Genomic DNA, 20,386 nt, shown 5'->3' on the forward strand with positions numbered 1-20,386 from the left:
TAATGTTGGGGTACGAAAATGAGAGATGGGATTCCCTGCATGTGGATGAGAGGTGGCACCTCTAAGGGCGGCTATTTTTTGGCAGACGATATTCCTAAAGATCCCTCGGAACGAGATGAGTTACTTCTAAAAGTTATGGGCTCCCCTGACGATCGCCAAATTAATGGGATGGGTGGGGCGGATCCCCTGACATCTAAAGTAGCGGTGGTCTCTAAGTCTAAACGTCCTGGAATAGACGTAGACTATTTATTTTTACAGGTTTCTGTGGATCGCCCTCTCGTTTCAACTGCGCAAAATTGTGGAAATATTTTAGCTGGCGTAGGTCCTTTCGCTATAGAGCGTGGCTTAAAATCTGCCAAGTCCGGTGTAACTAGAGTGTCTATATTTATGGAGAACACAGGACAGGTAGCTTTGGCAACGGTAAAGACTCCCAATGGACAGCCTTCCTATGAGGGTGACGCAAGTATAGATGGGGTGCCGGGTACTTCCGCTCCAATACTCCTGGAATTTAAGGATACCCAAGGTTCCACCTGTGGTGCCTTGCTTCCAACTGGTCAACCAAAGGACGTGGTGGAAGGCAGGGAGGTAACCATGATAGACAACGGTATGCCATGTATTATTCTTCGTGCCAAAGATGTGGGGTTGAGTGGTTATGAGGGGCGCGAGGAATTAGAAGGGAACTTAGAACTCAGGGAGATTTTGGAAAAAATTCGCCTCCATTGTGGGCATAGAATGAATTTAGGGGATGTAAAAGATAAAACCGTACCCAAAGTCATTATGGTCAGTTCGCCCAAGCGCGGGGGCGCTATTTGTACACGTAGTTTTATTCCCCATCGGTGCCATGCAAGTGTGGGGGTACTTGCAGGGGTGACAGTCGGAACTGCCGCCTTGCTAGAGGGTTCTTCAGCCAGTGAACTGGCAGTACTATCTGGAGGGAATAATAAAACCGTCGGGATAGAGCATCCAACCGGCATGATGACTGTCGTTGTCAGCATGAATAAAAACGATGTGGAAAGTGCCGCGGTGCTTCGGACAGCAAACAAGTTAATGGATGGGCTGGTTTTCTAATCTTGCCTGGCCAGACGGCAGGTGGGAAACAGGTCCCGATTGTGGAAAACTGGAGTATCTATCCGATAGTACAAAGCGTCCGCGACATCGGTAGAGTATAACATATTATAATATTTTACGTTGACAAAATAAAATAAGTCACGTTTGATGTTCTAATATATTTAAAATATGTATATAATTCCTTCTTCATTATTGTTTGAGGGAGAATGACATGTTTGATTTGATAAAAACCACCTTGATAGCGATGGCGGCCAGTGCATGTCTGGCAGCGTCGGCAACCGCTGCGGGGCTTCAGCTGGAACCTGTTGGGTCGGTGAATCTTGAAATGCATAGCACTGGAATCATTGACAACCAGAGGATTACGGGAACCTTTATGGGCGGCACCATAACTTTGGGGGGTGGCCAGGGCACCGTACAGGGGTGTATCGAAGATGGCTATGTTAGCGAAAAAGGGAATATAGAGTTTGACTTGCGTTGCCATGTAACCATGGATGATGGCGCTATTTTACTCATGAGTTATGGTGGAGTAATCGTACAAACCCCTACCTTCTGGGATGCACTCTTTGGGGAAGGAGCCTCTCCTGGAAATGGAATTAGTTATTGGGTGAGTAGAAAAAAAATGAGGACCACCAGCGAAAAATATTCTTGGGTTAACGACTATATAATTGTTGGCGATGGGAAGTTTTTAAAAGGCCCATCAGAGGCAGGGCCTGGCCAAGTAGTTTATGACTTATATAGGATTAAACAGTAGGTCTATGTAAAGGAACCGTGGCGATACGGTGCTTTCGCCACGGTTTTCTTTTTTGATTCTTCGCAATATTTCCACTAGTTTTTTTCTTATATTTGTGTTGAGGTGCTCGACGGATGGTCGTAGTAGAGCGCATTATTTTCCAATAAAACTTTTTAATCCCTCCATAAGAGACGCATTTCATGCGTCCTAATGATATGGGTAATTTTTCTTAGTGTGATCCTGAATATTACCGGTATTACGAGGTTGTCATCTGCGAATATGGTGATACTAGTAGTCAAATTATGCCTTAGTTCCGTTTCGATTATCTTTGTGGAGGTGTTTAAATGTCTAACTTGGTGAGGTTAATAGGAATTACTGTAGTGGGAATGATATACGCGGGTAGTGCAACAGCTGCGACGGTTAGTTGTATGTTTATGTCTGAGACGCAAATTACTAAAGATGGCGAGTGGTTAAAGACAGAAACAGATTTCATGAAGCTAATGGATATATTTGGGGATGGTCTGGAATTGCCGCTTGAAAATTCATTGCTGGGACAGCTAGACACGCAAGAACCTTTCCTTGCGGGTGAGACAGATAGGGGAAAGGTATACCTGATGGGTAGCGAAATGGGAGTCGAAGGAAAAAACATTTCTATAGAGGGTAATGTCATTACAATTTACGACGGGATGTGTGACATAAATTTTGGGTAACGAGTGTGTAAATGACGTCTGTACCTGGGGGTGCAATGAGTAAAATTAATAAAGTAGAGCGATTGAGTTACAGTGGGGGGCTTTTGGGGTTAATTTTTGCAAGCTCAAGGGGTAAGCTTGACGCTAAAGTTAAAGAAATGAACGAGGATGGCTGGAACGTTCACTTTATTCATCCTGATCAACCAAATTTACTAATTTGGTTGCTTCGATTTCTCATCCTTATATTTACTCTTGGCCTCTGGACTATTGGAAATAGTGAGCTATTGGTGTTCGAAAAGGAGAATATAGGCCAGTAAAAGTCTTTCTTTTTTGATATGAGGGGGAGGTTGGCTGGGCCTTATGTTCGTCACTTAAGAAGCAGGCTCTTTTCAATAGGAATAAAGGTTGTGGCCGCGTTGATTAGAGAATTGGCCGTTAGGCCCGGTACACCAAAAACTTCACTTTGCGTGTTGTATGAAGTTTTAATCTCCTTCAGTAATAGATCAAAATCGCCGTCGCCAGATGCCAGAATAACGACGTCGGAGTTTTGGGCATATTTCATTACGTCGATCGCTATCCCTACATCCCAATCACCTTTGGTGGAGCCATCACCTCTTTTGATGAAGGGTTTTAGTTTTACCTTGAATCCTATACCCCTAAGAATATTTTGGAATTCTGTTTGTTTTTTGTCTCCGCGAAAGGTGGCATACGCTATAGCCGTCACTACCTCTCTTTCTCGAGTAACTAGCGCCCAGAATTTATTATAATCAAAGTTCTGACCATAGCTTTGTTTCGTAGTGTAATAAATATTTTGAACGTCAACAAAAATAGAGGCTGTTTTCATAATTGTTCACAGTATTATTCTATATGCGAAATAAATCCCTGCAGGTTTTGAGATGGTTAACCGCGCACTTTTGAGAGCTTAAGAACAGAGCTCCAGGGATCGGGCATTTCGCCTATCGGAGTGTCGATAAGTACTGGAGCCTCCATTTTAAAGGCTTCCTCTAGACGGTCTTGCAAAGCTTGGGGAGAAGTGGCACGGAGCCCCACCACACCAAAAGACTCGGCAAGTTTCGTGAAGTTTGGGTTTGTTAGATCACTAGCAATGGTCCGGTTTCCGTAACGTAATTTTTGTATGCGTTGGACGTTGCCAAAAGCGCCGTCATTAAAAACAACGGCAACTAAATTAATTCCATGACGAACAGCTGTCGACATCTCCTGCACGTTATACATAAAGCCACCATCACCATTTATGGAAAGTACAGGTACGTTTGGACGGGCTACTTTTACGCCCAATCCCGTAGCATATCCCCAGCCCAGAGTCCCTTGATAACCGGAGCCGATAAAACTTCTTGGGCTATAAACTGGCATGGCGTAGCGGCTGATGTAGCTGACCTGTGTTAACTCATCAATGAAGATGCCGTTCTCAGGTAGGCCGTTTCTAATGGCTTTGACGTAGGCTAGCTGGGGGGCCAGTGGGGCAAGCTTTTTGGTTGTTCTGGCACGAGCTTCATCAAGTTCTTCTCTGCGAGAACTGCGGATAGAATTGTGTTTAGGTAGGGCCACTGCAAGGGCGCTAAGAACCGATGCTGCATCGCCCACTATTCCTATCTCAGGCCTGCTAATGCGGCTCATTTCCTCTTGTGATAGGTCAATGCGGATGATTTTGAGTTCTTTATCTACCCCCCAACGTTGTTGATGCGGTTGCATACGGGTTCCAACGCCAAGTACCACGTCTGTGTTCTTCCAGAGCTCCTCACCCGTTGGCATAGTGATGGAGAGGTGGTGGCGCGAATCCAGCACTCCACGGCCCATAAAATATGCACAAACTGGTGCTTCCAACATTTCCGCAACATGCTGGACTTCAGCGCTTGCGTCTTGTGCGCCGCCACCAACTATTATCATTGGATTCTTCGCGGCCCCTAAAAGTTTTGCTGCATCTTCCACTTTATCGATATCGACAGGCGGAGTCTCGATATCAGCCGGATGGTTTGGGATTGCAACGGGAGCTCTGCGACCCCAGACGTCTATTGGGCATTCAAGCCCGACAGGCCGTGGACGGCCTGCACCTAACTGGCGGAAGGCTTCCTGAGTGAGACGTGCTGCATCGCTTGGGCTTTCAATGCGCTCCGCCCATTTTGTCATGGTGCGCAAAATACCTATTTGGTCACGCACTTCGTGCAAGAGCCCGTAACCCCGGTCAATTGAAGCTAAGTTGATTTGGCCTAGCAACGCTAAAACTTTTGAGTTTGTGCTGTAGGCCGTTGCTAATGCTGCCGAAGCGTTGAGGAAACCAGGGCCCGGCACCACGCAAAAGGCGGATGGTTTCCCGGTTGCTAATGCGGAGCCGAGAGCCATATAGGCCGAAGCTTGCTCATGTCGGGTGTGAATTGGACGCAGTTCGTCTGTACGTGCATGCAGTGCGTCAAAGAATAAATCGTTTTGAACGCCTGGTAGACAGAATAATGTATCGATCCCATTACGGATCAAACCATCAACGACGACTTCCCCACTGGTCATAGATTTGGTCTTTGGATTTTTATCCATTTGTAGATTTCTCTATTGTTTTTATCTTATGAGAGATAAACTTGTTTTAAGTAAGAGCTACGTATAACTAACATAAAGTCGGAGATAGGCGCCAGCCATATGCAAGTTGTGCCGGGTAGCCCATTAAATAAGTGTTTTGGAGGAGCTAGGTATGTCGAATGGTTCAAAAATTGACATGAGTCCTGTAGAGGTTGCACAGGAAGTTCTTGATGGATTCAAGGGCATTCCCACGGCAACAGTATACAATGGACTCAGGACTTTTGGATCCTCGTTTTGTGTGTGTGAGGGTATTCAAAATCTGACGCCATTTGTGCCTGGTAAAGAACGATTTGCAGCGAGGGCACGTACTTTGAAATTTATGCCCTTTCGGCCAGATATTGCGAGCGAGAATACGGGAGATGTTAATTCCCCAGAATATCGTGCCATGGGACGCTGTGGTGCGGGAGATGTGCTGGTTGCAGACATAGGCGGACGGGTTCAGGACGTCGTGGCTGGGGACGTAAAATTGTTGCAGCTCGCGATAAATAATGCGGATGGGGCGGTGATAGATGGCGCTATCCGAGACCTAGATGTGCTTCTGGATGAGAATTATGGACTAACAATTTATGCTAAGGCACGTAGTTTTCACGGTAATCCAAGTAGTCTCCCGGCGGAAGAAAATGTTCAAATTCAGTGCGGAGGAGCCTTAGTGCGTCCGGGTGACGTAATGGTTGGGGATAATGACGGAGTTCTCGTTGTTCCCTCATGGTTGGCGGGAAAGGTTTTAGAGTGGGCTGTCGAGCATGAGGGGGCAGAAAATTTGGTCAAAGAAAAGATAAAAGAAGAAAAGGCTATACCTGGGAAGTACTATCCACCCACCCAGGAAACAATAGAAGAGTGGAGAAGAAAGAATCCAAAATAAGAATTGGCTGGTGTTTGAGCAAATTTATGTATGATGAAGTAACATTATGATTATGAGATCTTGGTTATTCGTGCCCGGAGATAGTGAGAAAAAACTAAAAAGGGCGCGAGAGAATGAGGCTGACGCACTTATTTTAGACTTGGAAGACGCCGTTTCTGATGATCGTCAGGAAATAGCACGTTCTATGGTTTGTGATTTCTTAAAAAAAAATATGGACCGATCTAGGCAAAAACTTTACGTGCGCTGCAATCCACTAGATACGGGGTTTGCTTTACCAGATTTAGCTGCGGTAATGCCAGGTCGACCAGACGGAATTTGCTTACCAAAGGTTTATTCCGCTAAGGATATTAATACCCTGTGTAATTACTTGTCGGCGTTAGAAGCAAGTGAAAATATTGAACAGATGTCTACTAAGATTTTTCCCGTTGCAACTGAAACAGCTGCTTCTGTTCTAACCTTTCATACCTATTTGGATGGAGTAAGTGAGCGTCTGATTGGGATGACTTGGGGAGCAGAAGATTTAGCTGCCGCCCTTGGGGCAAGCAATAACCGTGATCCAGATGGGGAGTATGACGAAGTATATAAACAGGTTAAGGGACTCTGTTTAGCGACTTGTCGTGCGATTGGTGTGCAACCCATTGGTGCTTTGGTGACCAATTTTCGGGATGATAAAGCTTTAGAGAATGATTGTTTGCGTGACCGTAAGGCGGGTTTTATTGGAAAAATTGCAATTCACCCCTCCCAACCACCAATTATTAATAAGGCGTTTACTCCGAGCGAAGACGAGGTTTCCCATGCAGTCCGGGTCATAGAGCTTTTCGAAGCGAATCCTGGAGTTGGAACATTAGGAATGGATGGGAAAATGTTGGACATGCCTCATTTGAAACAGGCACGGGCTATATTAGAGCTTTCAAGACAGTTAGCCGATATGGAGTAATTGAAAAGTATAGTGAGGTAGAGGGTGCCAAATGAATCTACTATTGGCACTATTATTAATTAAAAGCACCACGCATTCTTTTAATTCAAGATCAATCTAATAACAACAGGCCCCCATCAATAGTTGGGGGCCTGTTGTTTCAGCACTTCAATTTACGGCAACTCGTAATTAAAGCTTTGGTTGCAGTGCAATTCTCCATCGGTGCCAGTCCATGTACACTTCCATGGCCCACTTCCGGTGATACCTTCATATTTCCCAGTACCTCCAGCGATGACATTGACGCCTTCTCCGCCACCATTGTTTGCTGATGGGTCACCATGAAAATCTGTGAATATGCGGTCGCCGTCTGGGTCTGACCAAAAGCAATACCCTTTATTGCGCGTATCTCCACCGTTCACCAGAAAACTGTAATGACATTGGGCGGCTCCCATGTGTAGTGGGCCGCTGCCATTATCGTTATATGTAGTACCACGACAGGTTCCTGTTCCGATCATGGCTCCATCGGCAGGTTGGGCTACAAAATTGTTAGGACAGGCCCAGCCGGTATGGTAGCTGATGGTTCCAGATTTTGCCAAAGGACCATCGGCCCATGAGGCACTTGTGAATAGTGCAAGAGCGATTCCCGCAGATAAAATACTTAAAATAGTTTTCATTCTTTTTAGCTCCTCCCGAGCTTTTAATTTTAGCACCCAGATCATTGGGCAACAAACAACACCCTAACAGGGTAGCCCAAGAAACTAGTATAATTTATTGTTCTATAAAAGGTGCTAATGGATAATTTATGACTAATTCAGCACATTTTCCCGCTAAAATTGGGTGGGCGGGGAATCAGCTTATGGGGAGGGCTCTCGGCCCTCCTAGCATCACGGGAACTTTTTGGGGATTATGCAAGCTGTTACGGATATTAAACGATTTTGACTGTGGTCAGATAAAAAGAGCGCTAGTTCCGGGTCTCTTTGTTGTGTCTATAAATTTGAATATTATTGTTCTTCAGTGAAGTTTTAGCTTCCCCGTATTATTTCTATCCAAAATGTGTTGTTATAATATGGCGTCAACTTTTATCGGGGCTTTGTGAGGGATTTTTCGGGCCAAAGGCCAGCCCGTATACTACTTTAGAAATTATTTTATGGGTCAGGAGAATTTAATGTTAGGGCCGAATGAAACTATAGCCATTCTTATCTTAATTTTTGCTTTGTTAACTATTTATAAGGGTGCAAAAGTAGTGCCCCAAAGTGAACAATACGTAGTAGAACGATTTGGGAAATTCAAGGGTACTCTTAATGCAGGCCTGAACTTTATCGTTCCTTATTTGGATTCTGTTGCTCACAGAATTAGTATCTTAGAACGACAACTTCCTGAATTTAGGATTTCGGTTATTACTCGGGATAATGTAGAGGTTCAGCTAGAGGCGACGGTTTTTTATCGCATAGAGGATCCGGCTAAGTCAGTTTATAGGATAAGGGATGTTGATTTGGGTCTGAACACGAATGCTACATCTGTTGTTAGGTCGGCGGCGGGAAGGCTCGAGCTGGATGAGTTGCAGTCTTCAAGAGACTCTATGAATAGTGAAATTCAAACCAATTTGCAGAAGCCTGCAGACGACTGGGGTATTAAAATCACTCGTACTGAGATAACTGATGTAATAATTGACGAAGCTACGAGAGAAGCGCAGCGCCAACAATTAAATGCAGAACGGGAGCGACGGGCTGTAATTGCCAGGGCAGAGGGGGAAAAAAGGTCGGTGGAGTTGGCAGCAGAGGCAAAGCTTTTTGAGGCGGAGAAAGAAGCGGAGGCAATTAAAGTTAATGCCGACGCTACAGCATATTCGGTGCAGGTAAAGGCTAAAGCGGATGCAGAACAAACTAGATTACTTGCGGCAGCAATAGCAGATAATGGACAACCGGCGATTAACTTTGAGGTTATGAAACGTCAGGTTGATGCGATGGCTGAGGTGGCCGCGTCCAGGAATTCGAAAACCATCATCATGCCTACCGATATCGTTAAAGCGATAGGCTCTCTCGAAGTTCTTTTGGAATCAATTAATAATCCGAGCGATGGCGGAGAAAAGCCGTTGACTGGGCCGTGGGATAAAAGCAAATGAACACGTTGATTTACTGGATGCTTGTACCAGAGTTTTGGCTCATAGTGGGCATTCTTCTTGTTATAGTAGATTTTACCATCGGAGCTGCTCTTTTCTTATTGCCAATTGGTCTAGCAGCTATTTTGATGGCGGGTCTCCTTCTTTCTCAGGAGAATCTTTGGTTTGGGGACTTGGTTCTTTTTGAGTCGTGGAGGCAGATAATTATTTGGTTTTCCGTTCTCTCGGTAGCGTTTGTTGGGGTCATCAGATTTTTGTTTCAACGAGCGCGCCGCGGGCAACCTGACATTAATGAATATGAGTAACTAAGGCTAACCGAAAACTCACTGCACTACTTTTGTGTACCAAATTTTTGCGATTAACCATTTGTAGGGTGGTTATTTGGCTGGCTAGAGTCCAAAAATCTTATCCTAGCTACCTATAACTAGTTGAGTTAAGTTTAGCTATGGAGGGTTGCTCCCCTGACGACGTCTAAGATGTTTTTGGGCCTTTCCGGGATCTCATTTGCCCGCCAAGCAACCATTAAGTCTGGTCGGACTAATACAAAATTGGACCCGTATAGCTTGGCGGCTTCTCCATCGTCTAGAAAGAGTATTTTAACTGGTAATCCTAGTTCCTTTGCGATCTTTTTAAAATTAGAGACACGTTTATTTAATTTGTTAAAGCAAAGGAGGCTGAAATTAGGTCCTAGTAAGTCTAAAATTGATATTCCTTCTTCAAGCCAGATGTGGGGGGCCCGATGGCCTGGTCTAGCGGTAGGAGTATATATTCTTGGATCATCCTTTGGTTCAAGGGACCCGTCTTTTATTATAATGGGGGAGTCATTGTAGCGGTAACCTAAGAGAGTTCCGGAGGAAGAAATCAATTTTTCTTGTTCCCGCAGCCTTGCGGCTAAAACGTTTCGAAGTTTCTCACCTTCGTCGTTTTCCAAATCTAATTCATCACCGTACTTCATCACTTCATTGAGTTGATTAAAGCAGTCTGCAGCCTCTAGTGTGTTTCGTACCCCAATGGGTTGTCGTTCAGTACTATAGCTGCTTAGTAAATTTGGTCCACCCCAACCCTGCAACATTGCTTGAATTTTCCACGCGATGTCTATGGCATCAGATACGCCAGTGTTCATTCCAAAACCCCCAGTGGGAGTAAACAAATGGGCCGCATCACCCACGAGAAAAGTCCGCCCTTTGTCATAAATTTCAGCGGTTAGGGCGTGGGCGCTCCAGGGCTGTGTTGATAAAACTTTTATAGTGAGAGATTTCCCTAAAACGGAACTTATGGCTTCAATTGGATTAATATCCTTCCAATGTTGTCCTGCCTTAAGCTTTAGATGATAGGTGAATGTTGTGCCGCCATCCCAGTTCAAGATATAACCAGCATATTTCCGGTGTAGTGGGAAATAAATATTAGCATTTCCAAAATTGTGACTAGTCATAAAGTCAGGCGCCTTAAAGTAAATTGATATAAAGTCCGCCATGTTAGCTTGACCAGAAAGATTTATGCCAAGTTTTTCTCGAATCATGGAGCGGCCGCCATCGCAGGCGAGAAGATACTGGGTTCTTATCTTATCTTCCTTTCCGGTTTTTGTATCTTTTATCAGGCAGGTGACGCCATAATGATCCTGCTGAAAGTCAATTAATTGTGAGTGGAACCTAAAATCTACACATTTAAGGTCCCGAATAAAATTCAGAATGGTGGTTTCGACTTCATTCTGACCCGTGATAGTTTTTAAATAAGGAGACCACATATGTTCTTCTTTGGCGTATCCCCCGGGGTTTTGTATCTCACGAATTTTCTTAAAGGGAGGAAGTGATATGCCATGTATTTTTCGACCATGTAGGGTAGAGACCCAATAATAATTAGCAGGATGTTCGGGTGGTATCCCTGCATTACTTATCGCTTCGTCTATCTTCCATCGCCGATAATATTCCATTGTTCGGTTTGCGACGGCGTTCGCTCTTGGGTGGGGATTCAGATTCTCTTCTTGTTCTACTGCTATACAGCGAACACCTCGCCAACCAAGTTCAGCGGCTAGGGAAAGTCCGACAGAGCCACCTCCCGATATGAGAACTGGTATATCACGCATTATGCACCGGGATCGGTTTTTGTTGGATGGGAGGGTTTAGCTAATTGAGTAGGCATAGTGAGAACTTGTAAGAAACTAAAGTTAGCAAAGTATAGGAATCTTGAATATAGGGAAGGAGTTGCAATGGCTGGTCTGCTCACAATCTACTTGAACGTCGCTTGTACACGATGGGATTCAATAAATTTTTCCATAACCAAGTTAAAATCGCCTGGCTGTTCAATATTGCTGAGATGCCCTGAGTCCGAGATGATGTTAAGATTTGAATTGGGTAACTGGGAGTGCATAAACGCACCTACCGAGGGTGGGGTTAGCTTATCGTGTTCCCCAAAAATAAGCTGCACAGGCACAGAAATATCGGAAAGGCTCCCCGTGGCATTGAACTTGGTGGTTGCTTCAATAGTTTTTAGGTATGAGGATACATGGATGTCTAGAATACTTTGGTATAGTTGTTTCTGGGCTTGGTCCGAACAGTTTGGCCCAACCAACGATTGGATTAGCGTAGGGGCTAGTTCCGATAGTGGTTTACCAGCAAGCAAGGGTCGTTGTCTAAGCTCTATAAATTCCTTCTGTTTCTCTGGGGATAGGGCCTTCTTGTAACTAAAAAAACAGTCACATAGCGTCAATGTCGCGACGCGCTCCTTATTCGTTGGATAAAAATCCATTAAAATGCGAGCACCCATGGAAAGGCCAACCATATGAGCCTTTTCAATTTTGTTGAAATCTAAGAGGCGTTCGAGGTCTTCCGCAAAATCATGGAAACAGAGTGGGCCCTCGTAATCATCAGATTTTCCATAACCCCGAGCATCCCAGGCGATCGTGGTATATGTAGAGGACATTCGTAGTTGTTGTGCGGTCCAATTTGTTCGATTTCCACCTATTCCATGAAGAAAAACTATAGGCGGCCCATTCCCCAGTTTTGAAAAGTGGATTCGTGGGTTACCATCTACCAGATGATCAGTGAAGGCTGCATTTTCCATCAGGAAAGAGGTCCACAAAGTTTTCCGTCTTTTACGATCGCTTCACCATCCAATCGGATGGAACATCCCCGCATAGGTAAATCAAAGTGGCAGCTTGTGTGGCGCTTTGCATATTCATTTGCTCCGGTTGAAATCAAAAAGTTTCCAGCGAATGCCCTTAATTCAGTACCATTAATCTGTTGTTTGTCGTACATGACGAGAGAATCCCAGCGAGCATCCTTGTTCAACCCCCATCCAACATGTGAAATAGCATAAGCGTTTTGATCACCCCAGGCTTCGTAATACGATCTCATTAGATCGGCATCTAACCCATCTCCTTTGATATCAGTGATGAAATCATTCTCGAAAATAAGAGTTACTGCGTTTTCAAAATATCGTTTGAAGGTGAGGTTTACATCCCCCGGCGCTAAAACAACCTGTCCATTGACGGAATTGGGGAGAGGGAAGAATAGTGCCAAACCGGCAGGCCAGTAGGCCACTTTTTCCTCCGGTAGTAAATATCCGGCGCCAGCTCTACAGGGAGCGTCATTAATTTCTACAAGAAGGTGAGTGCCTTGTTTGGAGGAAACCTCCATTCTCTTTGATCTATCTAGAAGTTTCAAGCTCTCCTCAACTTTCCACCTTAGGTCAACATTTGGCATGCATCGTTCGAGTATTTCTGGGTGTTCATTCGATATCATATAAACCCGTCCTCCAGAGGCTAAAATTGTTTGTAACTCTCTGGAGTGGAGCATTCCTTCTACTGTACAGTCGATAATTAAATCACAGGCGCTAAGGGCTGGTATTATAGTGTCGTATCCCTGCATCGCATAACTTGATCCAGTAGATCGTACCGGTACGGGGTCCTTTATTTTTGGAGAAGGAACTCGGATGTGTACAGGCCGGGCACCCAGTGCCAGTAGAGCCAGTTCCGAAAGATCAACCAAAACTTGTCGAGATTGAGATTCTGATAGAATGGCTACTATGTTAGTCGCCGAAACCCCGCTCATTTCAAAGCTTTTGCGAAAACAATCAATCCATTTGGCTTCAACGGCTTCAGGCATCATATTTTGAGCTTTCGGTAGCAATTTTCAATGAACGGCACTCATAGGGTATCCAAGTAATAAGTTAAATCAAAGCCATTCCACAGGCGGCTGTCAACTCTTGTTCTGGGCATAGTTCCTTATAGAAAACAATATAATTATTCAGTACTTTGCCTAAACCTTTTTGCTTCAGATTCGTAGTCAGAGTAACCAAGTACTTGCCGCAAATCAGTTGGGTCAAGCGCGTCTTTGGACTGTAGATCGCCATTGACTAAAGCTTCCAGGCCGGCTTTTATTCCAGCAATGGCAGGTGAAAGTAGAGCTGTTGGGTAAGCTCCAATTTTGAATCCCAGTTTTGCTGCTTCTACCTGAGTAGGGGTCGCGCGCGGCATTCCTGGATTTAGAACAACAAGAGAAGGGCGGCCTCCGGCGGCTTCTATGGCGCGACCCACTTCTTTGTCATCCGCCGGAGAGTCGAGAAGTAGTATATCAGCGCCTTCTTCTACAAACATCTCGATGCGGGTTGCGGCTTCATCAATTCCCTGAGTGGGCCGGCAATCCGTTCGTGCCAAGATAAGAATTCTACTATCTTTGGCAGCTTCCACTGCAGCTCGGATTTTCATGCGCGCTTCTTCTCGGGGTAAGCAGGGCTTGCCAGCGGCTGTCAGGGGGCGGGGTGTGATTTTGTCCTCTATGAGAATTGCAGCAGCTCCTGCTCGGCCATAGTTTCTTACAGTTCGCTGTACGTTCATGGCGTTGCCATGGCCATGGTCTCCGTCGGCTAATACGAGTGTTTCGGGTGCCACCTCACGCACCATATTGAAGGAATTGAATACTTCGCCGAAGGAGAAAAGATCAAGGTCTGGCCCCCCTAAACGTCCAGCTGATACGCAGGAGCCAGACAAGAATGCCGTCTGAAAGCCAGCATTGGCCGCTAACTTGGCGGTTAGCCCGTCCCAAACTGCTGGCATGACAATGAATTCAGGTTTGGACAATAGTAATCGAAGACGGTCGGGTGGGGTCATGGGCATATCCTTAGTATTATGCAGGGCAAAAAATGGCTTGTAACAGGACCGGTTAGCCATAAGAGAAAATCAATAAGCCTCAGTATTACCTCATTGGGAGAATGGGGTCACCCCCTTGCAATAGCTCTTAATATCACCGCTATTGAAAACCGAGATTTTCAAGCATAGCATTTCAGTATTAAGCTATTAAATATAAACTTCTTACAATTTGTCATGCGGCCACCTGGAGAAACTATGACCTTGCCTAAACGAGTCCAGCCATACACTGGGGTCTATCCCATAGCCCCAACCCCGTTCCATGAGGATGAAACGATAGACCTAGAGGGCCAGAAAAGAGTATTGGATTGCATGATTGATCAGAAGGTCGATGGCATTTGCATTTTGGCCAACTATTCAGAGCAGTTTTTGTTAACCGATGAGGAACGCGATCAATTAGCTGTAACTTGTATCGAGCACATAGCCGGAAGAGTTCCTGTGATTGTTACTTGTAGTCATTTTAGCACACGAGTTTCGGTCGAAAGAGCCAAAAAGGCTGAGGCTATTGGCGCGGAGATGATTATGGTTATGCCGCCCTACCATGGGGTAGGGCTAAAAGCGTCCAAAGCAGGTAATTTTACTTATTTTGAATCTTTGGCAAAGGGAATTTCTATTCCAATAATGGTCCAAGATGCGCCGTTAAGCGGGGTTTCTTTATCCGTCAATTTCCTAGCTAAATTAGCCAATCTTTTTCCCCAAATTTGCTACTTTAAGATTGAAACGTCAGGTGCAGCTAAAAAATTACGAGATCTTATTGCTGCTGGAGGGGAATCGATTCAAGGTCCGTTTGATGGTGAGGAATCGATTACGCTGATGGCGGATCTGAATGCTGGAGCAACAGGAACAATGCCCAGTGCCTTATTACCGGATTTAATTAGGCCAGTGGTTATGAGGTATCTCGATGGGGATGAGGAGGGAGCTACCAATCTCTATAATGCCATACTGCCGCTTATTAACTTTGAAAATAGGCAGTGTGGTTTGCGAGCCGCGAAAATTGCGATGGTGGAAGGCGGTGTGATTAAACATGAAACAGTCCGCCACCCTTTGGAGGAAGTGGACCCCGAGACAAGATTAGAGTTATTGCGGCATGCCTTAAAACTGGACTTGGTAGCTTTACGTTGGGGAAAATAACCCTCAACAATGGGCTATTTTTGGGGTGATAGAGTAGCCGAAAGTTACATGTTTTCGTTATATTTCTCCAATAGGGGATTATACAAAACGAGCGCTCACACGGCCAATTTGAGGGGAATTTGCTTCTACAAGTTGCCTGTTTTTAATTGGGATTGGAGGTCCAAGTGCACCAGTTAAAATTAAATGGTTTTTACGTAATTTGTTCCCTAGCTTAGCTTGTTCTTGGACAAGCCAGTCGATAGCCGAGAGATAGTCATCAGGCCATTTCGTTCCATACCAAGAGTCTACAATTTCACCATCGTATATAAGCTCTAGATCAGTAGTTATAGTCTTTTTCGGATCCATTTTCCCTAGTCCCCGTACAACTCCGGCGTGGATGGCGTTATTGGCAAGCAATTCCGCCCCATTTGGGCTTTCTCCTCTGAATACAAAGTTGTGAATCTCAATTACGGGGTGGACGGATTTTATCGATCTCAAAATGTCGTCTAGTGAGGTCTTATCTGTTTCTATATCGCGATTCAAAATTATCCCGAATTCAGCTTCCATGGATGGGTTGGCAAAATCCTTCTTAAATAATGTCGCTTTATCTTTGTGTTGCTCATTGTTCCACAAGCGCCCCCAAGCGGGATGATCAAGTCCGATAAGTTTTTGATTGCCTTCAAAAACAGCTCCAATTTTGAACCCAACGATCTTCTCTCCCCGTTGTTCTCGTAGTTTTGATACCGCAGTTTGCAGGAGCCATGCGTCCGGAACTGAAAGCCTTAGTCCGTCGCCAAACTGGGTTCCCGGATTGTGGGCATCATAATCGGCTAACATTTTAATAGCTAAATCCGTTAGCGTTTTGTCATTTAATGGCATTTCTTATGACTTTTGATTTCAGTTGTCGGATAAACGCTCTGTAGGTTTTTGGTATTCAGAAGTCAAGTCTCCCCAAAATGCCCTTAGCCTTGATTTAGACAATCTTCAGACATTTTATTATTGAAATATCGTGTTGTTATGGGGCGTTGAATTATGTGAATAGATATACTTACAGGTATCTCCCTGTTGGACTTTCCATCAAGCAGAAAATATGCCCTCTCTATCTAAGAATATAATTTTTTGGGGTTGGCTTTGTGGAGTGTTAGCATCCCTCTCAATCGGTTTAACATTGTGGTCTATCCAACTCACTGCAAATGTTGCTGCTTTGACTACCCAGCTAGCGATGAATGGGGTTAAACATCGTAAGGAGATTTCTAAGGTATTAGCAAAGGCAAGATTAAGAAGAGTTATAGTCATGATGCCATTTGCGGGAGTAGGAATGGGAGCCTATTTTGAAGAACAAGATTACCAGCAATGGAAGTTGGATAATCCAAATGGAAGTAGGAGAGATTATGGTTGTGAGGTTACTCTAGTAACTCTAGATTTATTGGATGAGTTTTTAATTGATATTCCTGATTTTATAAGCCTGTCTAGGGACTTTTTTGTTAAACAAATTTCCCAATGTTCTTCACCGGACAAACTTGTGGATGACTATGTAAAAAGGAGGCCCTATGATGATATCAATTAAGCAGTTACACAGTTCGCTAGGAGCAGAGGTTGGTGGGGTGGACCTCTCAATGCCTCTTGTTCCAGGCGTAAAACAAGAAATTGATGCAGCTTGGAGACAGCATGGAGTTTTGGTTTTTCGCAATCAAGACATAACTGATGTGGAACACGTCAGATTTAGTCGTTGTTTCGGGGAACTGGAGGTTTTGCCAGAGACTGAGCGAACAGATAGCTCCTTACCAGAAATTTTTATTTTGAGTAATGTAGGATCAACCGGAGAAATTCTACCTGAGACGAATGATGCCGTCGTATTTAATAGCCTAACCTGGGCATGGCATACAGATAGCTGTTATCGAATGGTGCCTAGCAAGGGGGCTATTTTGCATGGGATTGAGGTCGTTCAAGGAGGGGGGGCGAGACAAGGTTTGCCAATTTACGGAGAGCTCTTGAGGAAATGCCGGATGCACTTCGAGATCGAGTGGAAGGTCTTTCGGCTCAACATAGCTGGGCGTGGATGCGTTCGCATCGTGATTTGCCAGAAATGAATCTTGAAGAGGCAGCCAAGGTGCCCCCCGTTCAGCACGAATTGATACGGAAACACTCAGATGGAAGTGAATCCTTGTATATAAGCCCAATCTATATGCAACGAATTATTGGTTGGAGTGAGGAATCTACGAGGGATTTCATAGATGAGTTAACGAAATGGGCGACGCAGGAATGTTATGTTTATGAACACTCGTGGGAGCAGCATGATGTCCTTATGTGGGATAATACATGGACTATGCATATGGTTATGCCCTACGATTCCGGTTCCCAAAGGAGAGTGATGCACAGGACGGCAATTGCCGGGGTTGATCAAGTTAATTGAGGCTTTGATCGGTTCTTTTAATGGTCACTTGCAAGCTATTGTACTCACCGCCCTCCAGCTACAGCCAAAGTATGACCTGTAACATAAGATGCTTCACCAGAAGCTAAGAATAAAACTGCGTTTGCCACTTCGAATGGTTGCCCAAGGCGGCCAAGCGGTGTCATCCGTTGAGGACTCAGATCAACGGTGTCGTTTAATTTCCTCAGATTCTCCCCCTCTCGGTCTGTTTCGATGGGGCCGGGTGCAACGCAGTTAACGCGAATGTTAAATTCTGCTAACTCCATAGCAACATCACGCATAAAACCATGGACGCCCGCTTTGCATGTTGAATAGGCGGAACCACCCTGATAGTACGCTGTCCATGGAGTCCCTTCGCGGGCTCCGGAGGAAAGACATATAATTGATCCTTTTTTCTGCTTTATCATGTGACGGACAGCGGCTTTAGTGCAGAGAAATGTTCCTCGCAAATTGAGCCGTATCGTGAAATCCCAGTCCTCAACTTCCATTTCCCAAATTTTTGAATTCCGGCTACCACCGACATTGTTTACTAGTATATCGAGCTTTCCAAAATGATTTAGGGCCGCATCAATTAGCTCTTGAGATTGTTCCTCTTCCGTAATGTCGCCCACAACAGTGACAACCTGGGAGCCAGTCTTCCGGATCTCCGATGCAGTAGTGGATAATCCACTTCCGTCGATATCTCCCAGGACGACGTTGGCTCCATCTTGTGCTAAGCGGAAGGCAATTGCCTGCCCTAGGCCATTCGCTGCACCTGTTATTACAGCTACTTCGTCTTGGACGCGTTTCATAAACTTATCCTTTTCATCATTGGGTGGCGGTCTGCCAGGATTGGTGGGGAGAACGAGGTATATCGTTGTGAGGAAAGTATAGCTAGCCAAAACTTAAAGGAGGATAACTAATAGGAAATAATATAAGAAATGACAAAATATAAGTTTTTATAATATTTAGACATATGCAATTATCGAAGGCCTGCTAAAATTCTTTGGAAGAACGCTTTCATGACCTGTGTCGCCGGAATAATCTGCAGTACGGGGTACGAATAATACTCAATAGAGGGGCGCCATTTCAGGCTGGAGGGCAGCTTTGGTTGCGTTGTTTCTCGCTTGGTGGTTGCGAGCAGAAAAGTTATAGATCGTAGATCCCTGTCCAGGCATTTTGTTGCCATAATTAAGCGGTAATTTCAGGGTAGATGTTGGCTGCAATTTTGGTATTCTGGTGTCTGTAGCTCTGCCGGACCGGTAATTATGATCACACACGAATGGGGTAACCAATGAGGAAAATTATACTAATTTGTGGATGCGGATTAATATTAGTACTTGGTGGTTGTATTGCGACTACAGGAGAGAAGCAGGGTGTTGGAACGGTAATTGGTGCAGTTGCGGGTGGGGTTGCCGGATCTCAGGTTGGCAAAGGAAACGGCCAATTAATAGCTACTGGTGTGGGCGTTCTTCTGGGGGCTCTCATTGGAAATGAAGTCGGAGCAACGTTGGATAAAATTGACCAACAATATTTACTAGATACAACCCATGAGTCACTTGAATACTCTAAAACTGGGACCACGACTTCCTGGAGCAACCCTGATAGCGGAAATTCAGGGAGTGTGACTCCATTAAATACCTATGAAGTTGCCGAGAATCAGTACTGTCGAGAATATCAGACTGACGTAATTGTCGGTGGGGAGAAACAAAGTGCTTATGGGACAGCGTGCCGTCGCGAAGATGGTACTTGGGAAATAATCAAGTAATTTTTTTTTCACCTTGGAGATATATTATAAGGGGGCACCTTTAATAGTCGGTTAACACTACTGCTAATGGGCTACTAGTTGGTGTGGGTTTATGTGCTGGTTAGTTACATCTTGTGGATTAAATTTTAGTGTTCCCCTATATAGTTCTCTGAATAATCATTTAATGATGGTGCATTGACCTGTGTCTACTAAGGTAAGAAAGGCGGCGGGCCGGCTTTTCAAGGATAGGGAGGATAATGTCAGATTCGACGCCTTTCCAGCGTGCTTAACACCGGTTAGCATAGCTGAGGGTTATCTAGTTCAAGATGAGTTAATAAAGACTTATGTTGGTGAAGGCTATGAGGTTGGTGGTTGGAAGGTCGGGCTAACCAGCACCACAATGCAAGAGCTTGTTGGTATTTCCCATCCGATCGAAGGACCAATACTAAAATCTCTGATTGGGGAGAATGAGGTAAATATTTCCGCAAATGATTATTTGACTCTTTGCGTGGAGGCAGAGATTGGTTTTGTTGTAGGGCGTGAGATAGAACCTAGGAGAGAGCCATGGAATACCAAAACTATCGCTTCCAGAATTGAATCAGCAATGGTGGCTATAGAAATCGCTGATGACAGAGATTCAGGCAACGCTGTTTATAAAGGGGGAGGACTGAATGTAGCTAATTTTGTTCACAATGTAGGCTGTGTGATTGGCAGCCCCATCCAGGACTGGTCGAGGATTGACTTGAGAAAAGAGGTGTTAAGAGTGTTTTTGAATGGAACAAATATAGGATGCGGGGTTGGCAAACAGGTGATGGGAAATCCAATTAATGCTGCTGTTTGGCTTATTAATAACTTGTCTAAACGGGGTTATAACCTTTTGGCCGGGACACTCATACTGACTGGGTGTGTAACCGAAAGTATTTGGCTTAAGAAGCTTGATACATTTTCCGTAGAAACTGAGAGCTTGGGAAAGGTTTCGTTGCAAGTAGGCGGTTAAGTGATAGGT

24 protein-coding genes are annotated in these 20,386 nt (G+C 44.8%); 15 read left to right on the plus strand and 9 right to left on the minus strand.

Annotation, left to right across the window (positions count from 1 at the left end; translation table 11 throughout):
- Positions 1–18: 18 nt before the first annotated feature.
- The 4 genes from CMM32_07630 (at position 19) to CMM32_07645 (ending at position 2,804) form a co-directional block, all read left to right on the plus strand.
- Entirely contained in the window at positions 19–1,068 is a 1,050-nt protein-coding gene (locus CMM32_07630; GenBank protein ID MBT06768.1) for a 4-oxalomesaconate tautomerase, read from the plus strand.
- A 211-nt stretch (positions 1,069–1,279) separates the two neighbouring features.
- Positions 1,280–1,819 (plus strand): hypothetical protein, encoded by a 540-nt coding sequence (locus CMM32_07635; GenBank protein MBT06769.1) that lies wholly within the window; start codon positions 1,280–1,282, stop codon positions 1,817–1,819.
- Positions 1,820–2,142: 323 nt separating this feature from the next.
- The gene (locus CMM32_07640; protein MBT06770.1) at positions 2,143–2,508 is read left to right on the plus strand and encodes a hypothetical protein; all 366 of its coding nucleotides are present in this window, start codon (positions 2,143–2,145) and stop codon (positions 2,506–2,508) included.
- Positions 2,509–2,543: 35 nt separating this feature from the next.
- Positions 2,544–2,804, plus strand: a complete 261-nt coding sequence (locus CMM32_07645) for a hypothetical protein (protein ID MBT06771.1) — start codon at positions 2,544–2,546, stop codon at positions 2,802–2,804.
- Positions 2,805–2,854: 50 nt separating this feature from the next.
- On the opposite strand, the gene CMM32_07650 is transcribed toward CMM32_07645, so the two are convergent.
- On the minus strand, positions 2,855–3,331 hold the full coding sequence (locus CMM32_07650; GenBank protein MBT06772.1) for a nuclease: 477 nt from the start codon (positions 3,329–3,331) through the stop codon (positions 2,855–2,857).
- Between the two features lie 56 nt (positions 3,332–3,387).
- Positions 3,388–5,034, minus strand: a complete 1,647-nt coding sequence (locus CMM32_07655) for a TPP-binding protein (GenBank protein ID MBT06773.1) — start codon at positions 5,032–5,034, stop codon at positions 3,388–3,390.
- A 151-nt stretch (positions 5,035–5,185) separates the two neighbouring features.
- Between CMM32_07655 and CMM32_07660 the strand changes: the two genes are divergently transcribed.
- Both CMM32_07660 and CMM32_07665 read left to right on the plus strand, forming a co-directional pair.
- Positions 5,186–5,935, plus strand: coding sequence for a hypothetical protein (locus tag CMM32_07660; GenBank protein ID MBT06774.1), 750 nt, complete (start codon positions 5,186–5,188; stop codon positions 5,933–5,935).
- Between the two features lie 46 nt (positions 5,936–5,981).
- The gene (locus CMM32_07665) at positions 5,982–6,872 is read left to right on the plus strand and encodes a CoA ester lyase (protein ID MBT06775.1); all 891 of its coding nucleotides are present in this window, start codon (positions 5,982–5,984) and stop codon (positions 6,870–6,872) included.
- 152 nt (positions 6,873–7,024) lie between these two features.
- Here CMM32_07665 and CMM32_07670 read toward each other — a convergent pair whose 3' ends face one another.
- Positions 7,025–7,570: a hypothetical protein gene (locus tag CMM32_07670; GenBank protein ID MBT06776.1), complete on the minus strand. Its 546-nt coding sequence runs from the start codon at positions 7,568–7,570 to the stop codon at positions 7,025–7,027.
- A gap of 83 nt (positions 7,571–7,653) precedes the next feature.
- On the opposite strand from CMM32_07670, the gene CMM32_07675 reads away from it, so the two are divergent.
- From CMM32_07675 to CMM32_07685, 3 genes are all read left to right on the plus strand, one after another.
- On the plus strand, positions 7,654–7,869 hold the full coding sequence (locus tag CMM32_07675; protein MBT06777.1) for a hypothetical protein: 216 nt from the start codon (positions 7,654–7,656) through the stop codon (positions 7,867–7,869).
- Between the two features lie 147 nt (positions 7,870–8,016).
- The gene (locus tag CMM32_07680) at positions 8,017–8,973 is read left to right on the plus strand and encodes a paraslipin (protein MBT06778.1); all 957 of its coding nucleotides are present in this window, start codon (positions 8,017–8,019) and stop codon (positions 8,971–8,973) included.
- Positions 8,970–9,275 carry a hypothetical protein gene (locus CMM32_07685; GenBank protein ID MBT06779.1) on the plus strand — a complete coding sequence of 102 codons (306 nt, stop codon included), beginning with the start codon at positions 8,970–8,972 and terminating at the stop codon, positions 9,273–9,275. Before CMM32_07680 ends, CMM32_07685 begins: the two co-directional genes overlap by 4 nt.
- Before the next feature lie 134 nt (positions 9,276–9,409).
- Here CMM32_07685 and CMM32_07690 read toward each other — a convergent pair whose 3' ends face one another.
- From CMM32_07690 to CMM32_07705, 4 genes are all read right to left on the minus strand, one after another.
- Positions 9,410–11,053 carry a hypothetical protein gene (locus CMM32_07690; GenBank protein MBT06780.1) on the minus strand — a complete coding sequence of 548 codons (1,644 nt, stop codon included), beginning with the start codon at positions 11,051–11,053 and terminating at the stop codon, positions 9,410–9,412.
- Positions 11,054–11,196: 143 nt separating this feature from the next.
- Positions 11,197–12,030, minus strand: coding sequence for an alpha/beta hydrolase (locus CMM32_07695; GenBank protein MBT06781.1), 834 nt, complete (start codon positions 12,028–12,030; stop codon positions 11,197–11,199).
- Positions 12,030–13,076 carry a peptidase M29 gene (locus CMM32_07700; protein ID MBT06782.1) on the minus strand — a complete coding sequence of 349 codons (1,047 nt, stop codon included), beginning with the start codon at positions 13,074–13,076 and terminating at the stop codon, positions 12,030–12,032. The genes CMM32_07695 and CMM32_07700 overlap by 1 nt, the downstream gene beginning before the upstream one ends.
- 134 nt (positions 13,077–13,210) lie before the next feature.
- Entirely contained in the window at positions 13,211–14,077 is an 867-nt protein-coding gene (locus CMM32_07705; protein ID MBT06783.1) for a branched-chain alpha-keto acid dehydrogenase subunit E2, read from the minus strand.
- Positions 14,078–14,311: 234 nt separating this feature from the next.
- Between CMM32_07705 and CMM32_07710 the strand changes: the two genes are divergently transcribed.
- The gene (locus CMM32_07710; protein MBT06784.1) at positions 14,312–15,244 is read left to right on the plus strand and encodes a dihydrodipicolinate synthase family protein; all 933 of its coding nucleotides are present in this window, start codon (positions 14,312–14,314) and stop codon (positions 15,242–15,244) included.
- 78 nt (positions 15,245–15,322) lie between these two features.
- On the opposite strand, the gene CMM32_07715 is transcribed toward CMM32_07710, so the two are convergent.
- Positions 15,323–16,102: a hypothetical protein gene (locus CMM32_07715; GenBank protein MBT06785.1), complete on the minus strand. Its 780-nt coding sequence runs from the start codon at positions 16,100–16,102 to the stop codon at positions 15,323–15,325.
- Positions 16,103–16,313: 211 nt separating this feature from the next.
- On the opposite strand from CMM32_07715, the gene CMM32_07720 reads away from it, so the two are divergent.
- Genes CMM32_07720 through CMM32_07730 form a run of 3 tightly spaced genes read left to right on the plus strand, consistent with a single transcriptional unit; the run spans position 16,314 to position 17,636 of the window.
- A complete protein-coding gene (locus CMM32_07720; protein MBT06786.1) occupies positions 16,314–16,790 on the plus strand; it encodes a hypothetical protein in 477 nt (158 codons plus the stop codon).
- Positions 16,774–17,313 carry a hypothetical protein gene (locus tag CMM32_07725; GenBank protein ID MBT06787.1) on the plus strand — a complete coding sequence of 180 codons (540 nt, stop codon included), beginning with the start codon at positions 16,774–16,776 and terminating at the stop codon, positions 17,311–17,313. The genes CMM32_07720 and CMM32_07725 overlap by 17 nt, the downstream gene beginning before the upstream one ends.
- Complete coding sequence (locus CMM32_07730; protein ID MBT06788.1) at positions 17,223–17,636, plus strand: hypothetical protein; 414 nt, start codon at positions 17,223–17,225, stop codon at positions 17,634–17,636. Before CMM32_07725 ends, CMM32_07730 begins: the two co-directional genes overlap by 91 nt.
- A 44-nt stretch (positions 17,637–17,680) precedes the next feature.
- Here CMM32_07730 and CMM32_07735 read toward each other — a convergent pair whose 3' ends face one another.
- Positions 17,681–18,445 carry an SDR family oxidoreductase gene (locus tag CMM32_07735; GenBank protein MBT06789.1) on the minus strand — a complete coding sequence of 255 codons (765 nt, stop codon included), beginning with the start codon at positions 18,443–18,445 and terminating at the stop codon, positions 17,681–17,683.
- A 482-nt stretch (positions 18,446–18,927) separates the two neighbouring features.
- Between CMM32_07735 and CMM32_07740 the strand changes: the two genes are divergently transcribed.
- Together CMM32_07740 and CMM32_07745 are read left to right on the plus strand one after the other, a co-directional pair.
- Complete coding sequence (locus tag CMM32_07740; protein MBT06790.1) at positions 18,928–19,401, plus strand: hypothetical protein; 474 nt, start codon at positions 18,928–18,930, stop codon at positions 19,399–19,401.
- Between the two features lie 181 nt (positions 19,402–19,582).
- Positions 19,583–20,377, plus strand: coding sequence for a hypothetical protein (locus CMM32_07745; GenBank protein ID MBT06791.1), 795 nt, complete (start codon positions 19,583–19,585; stop codon positions 20,375–20,377).
- The last annotated feature ends 9 nt before the right edge of the window (positions 20,378–20,386 follow it).

The organism is Rhodospirillaceae bacterium, from assembly GCA_002728255.1.
Lineage (GTDB): Bacteria > Pseudomonadota > Alphaproteobacteria > UBA7887 > UBA7887.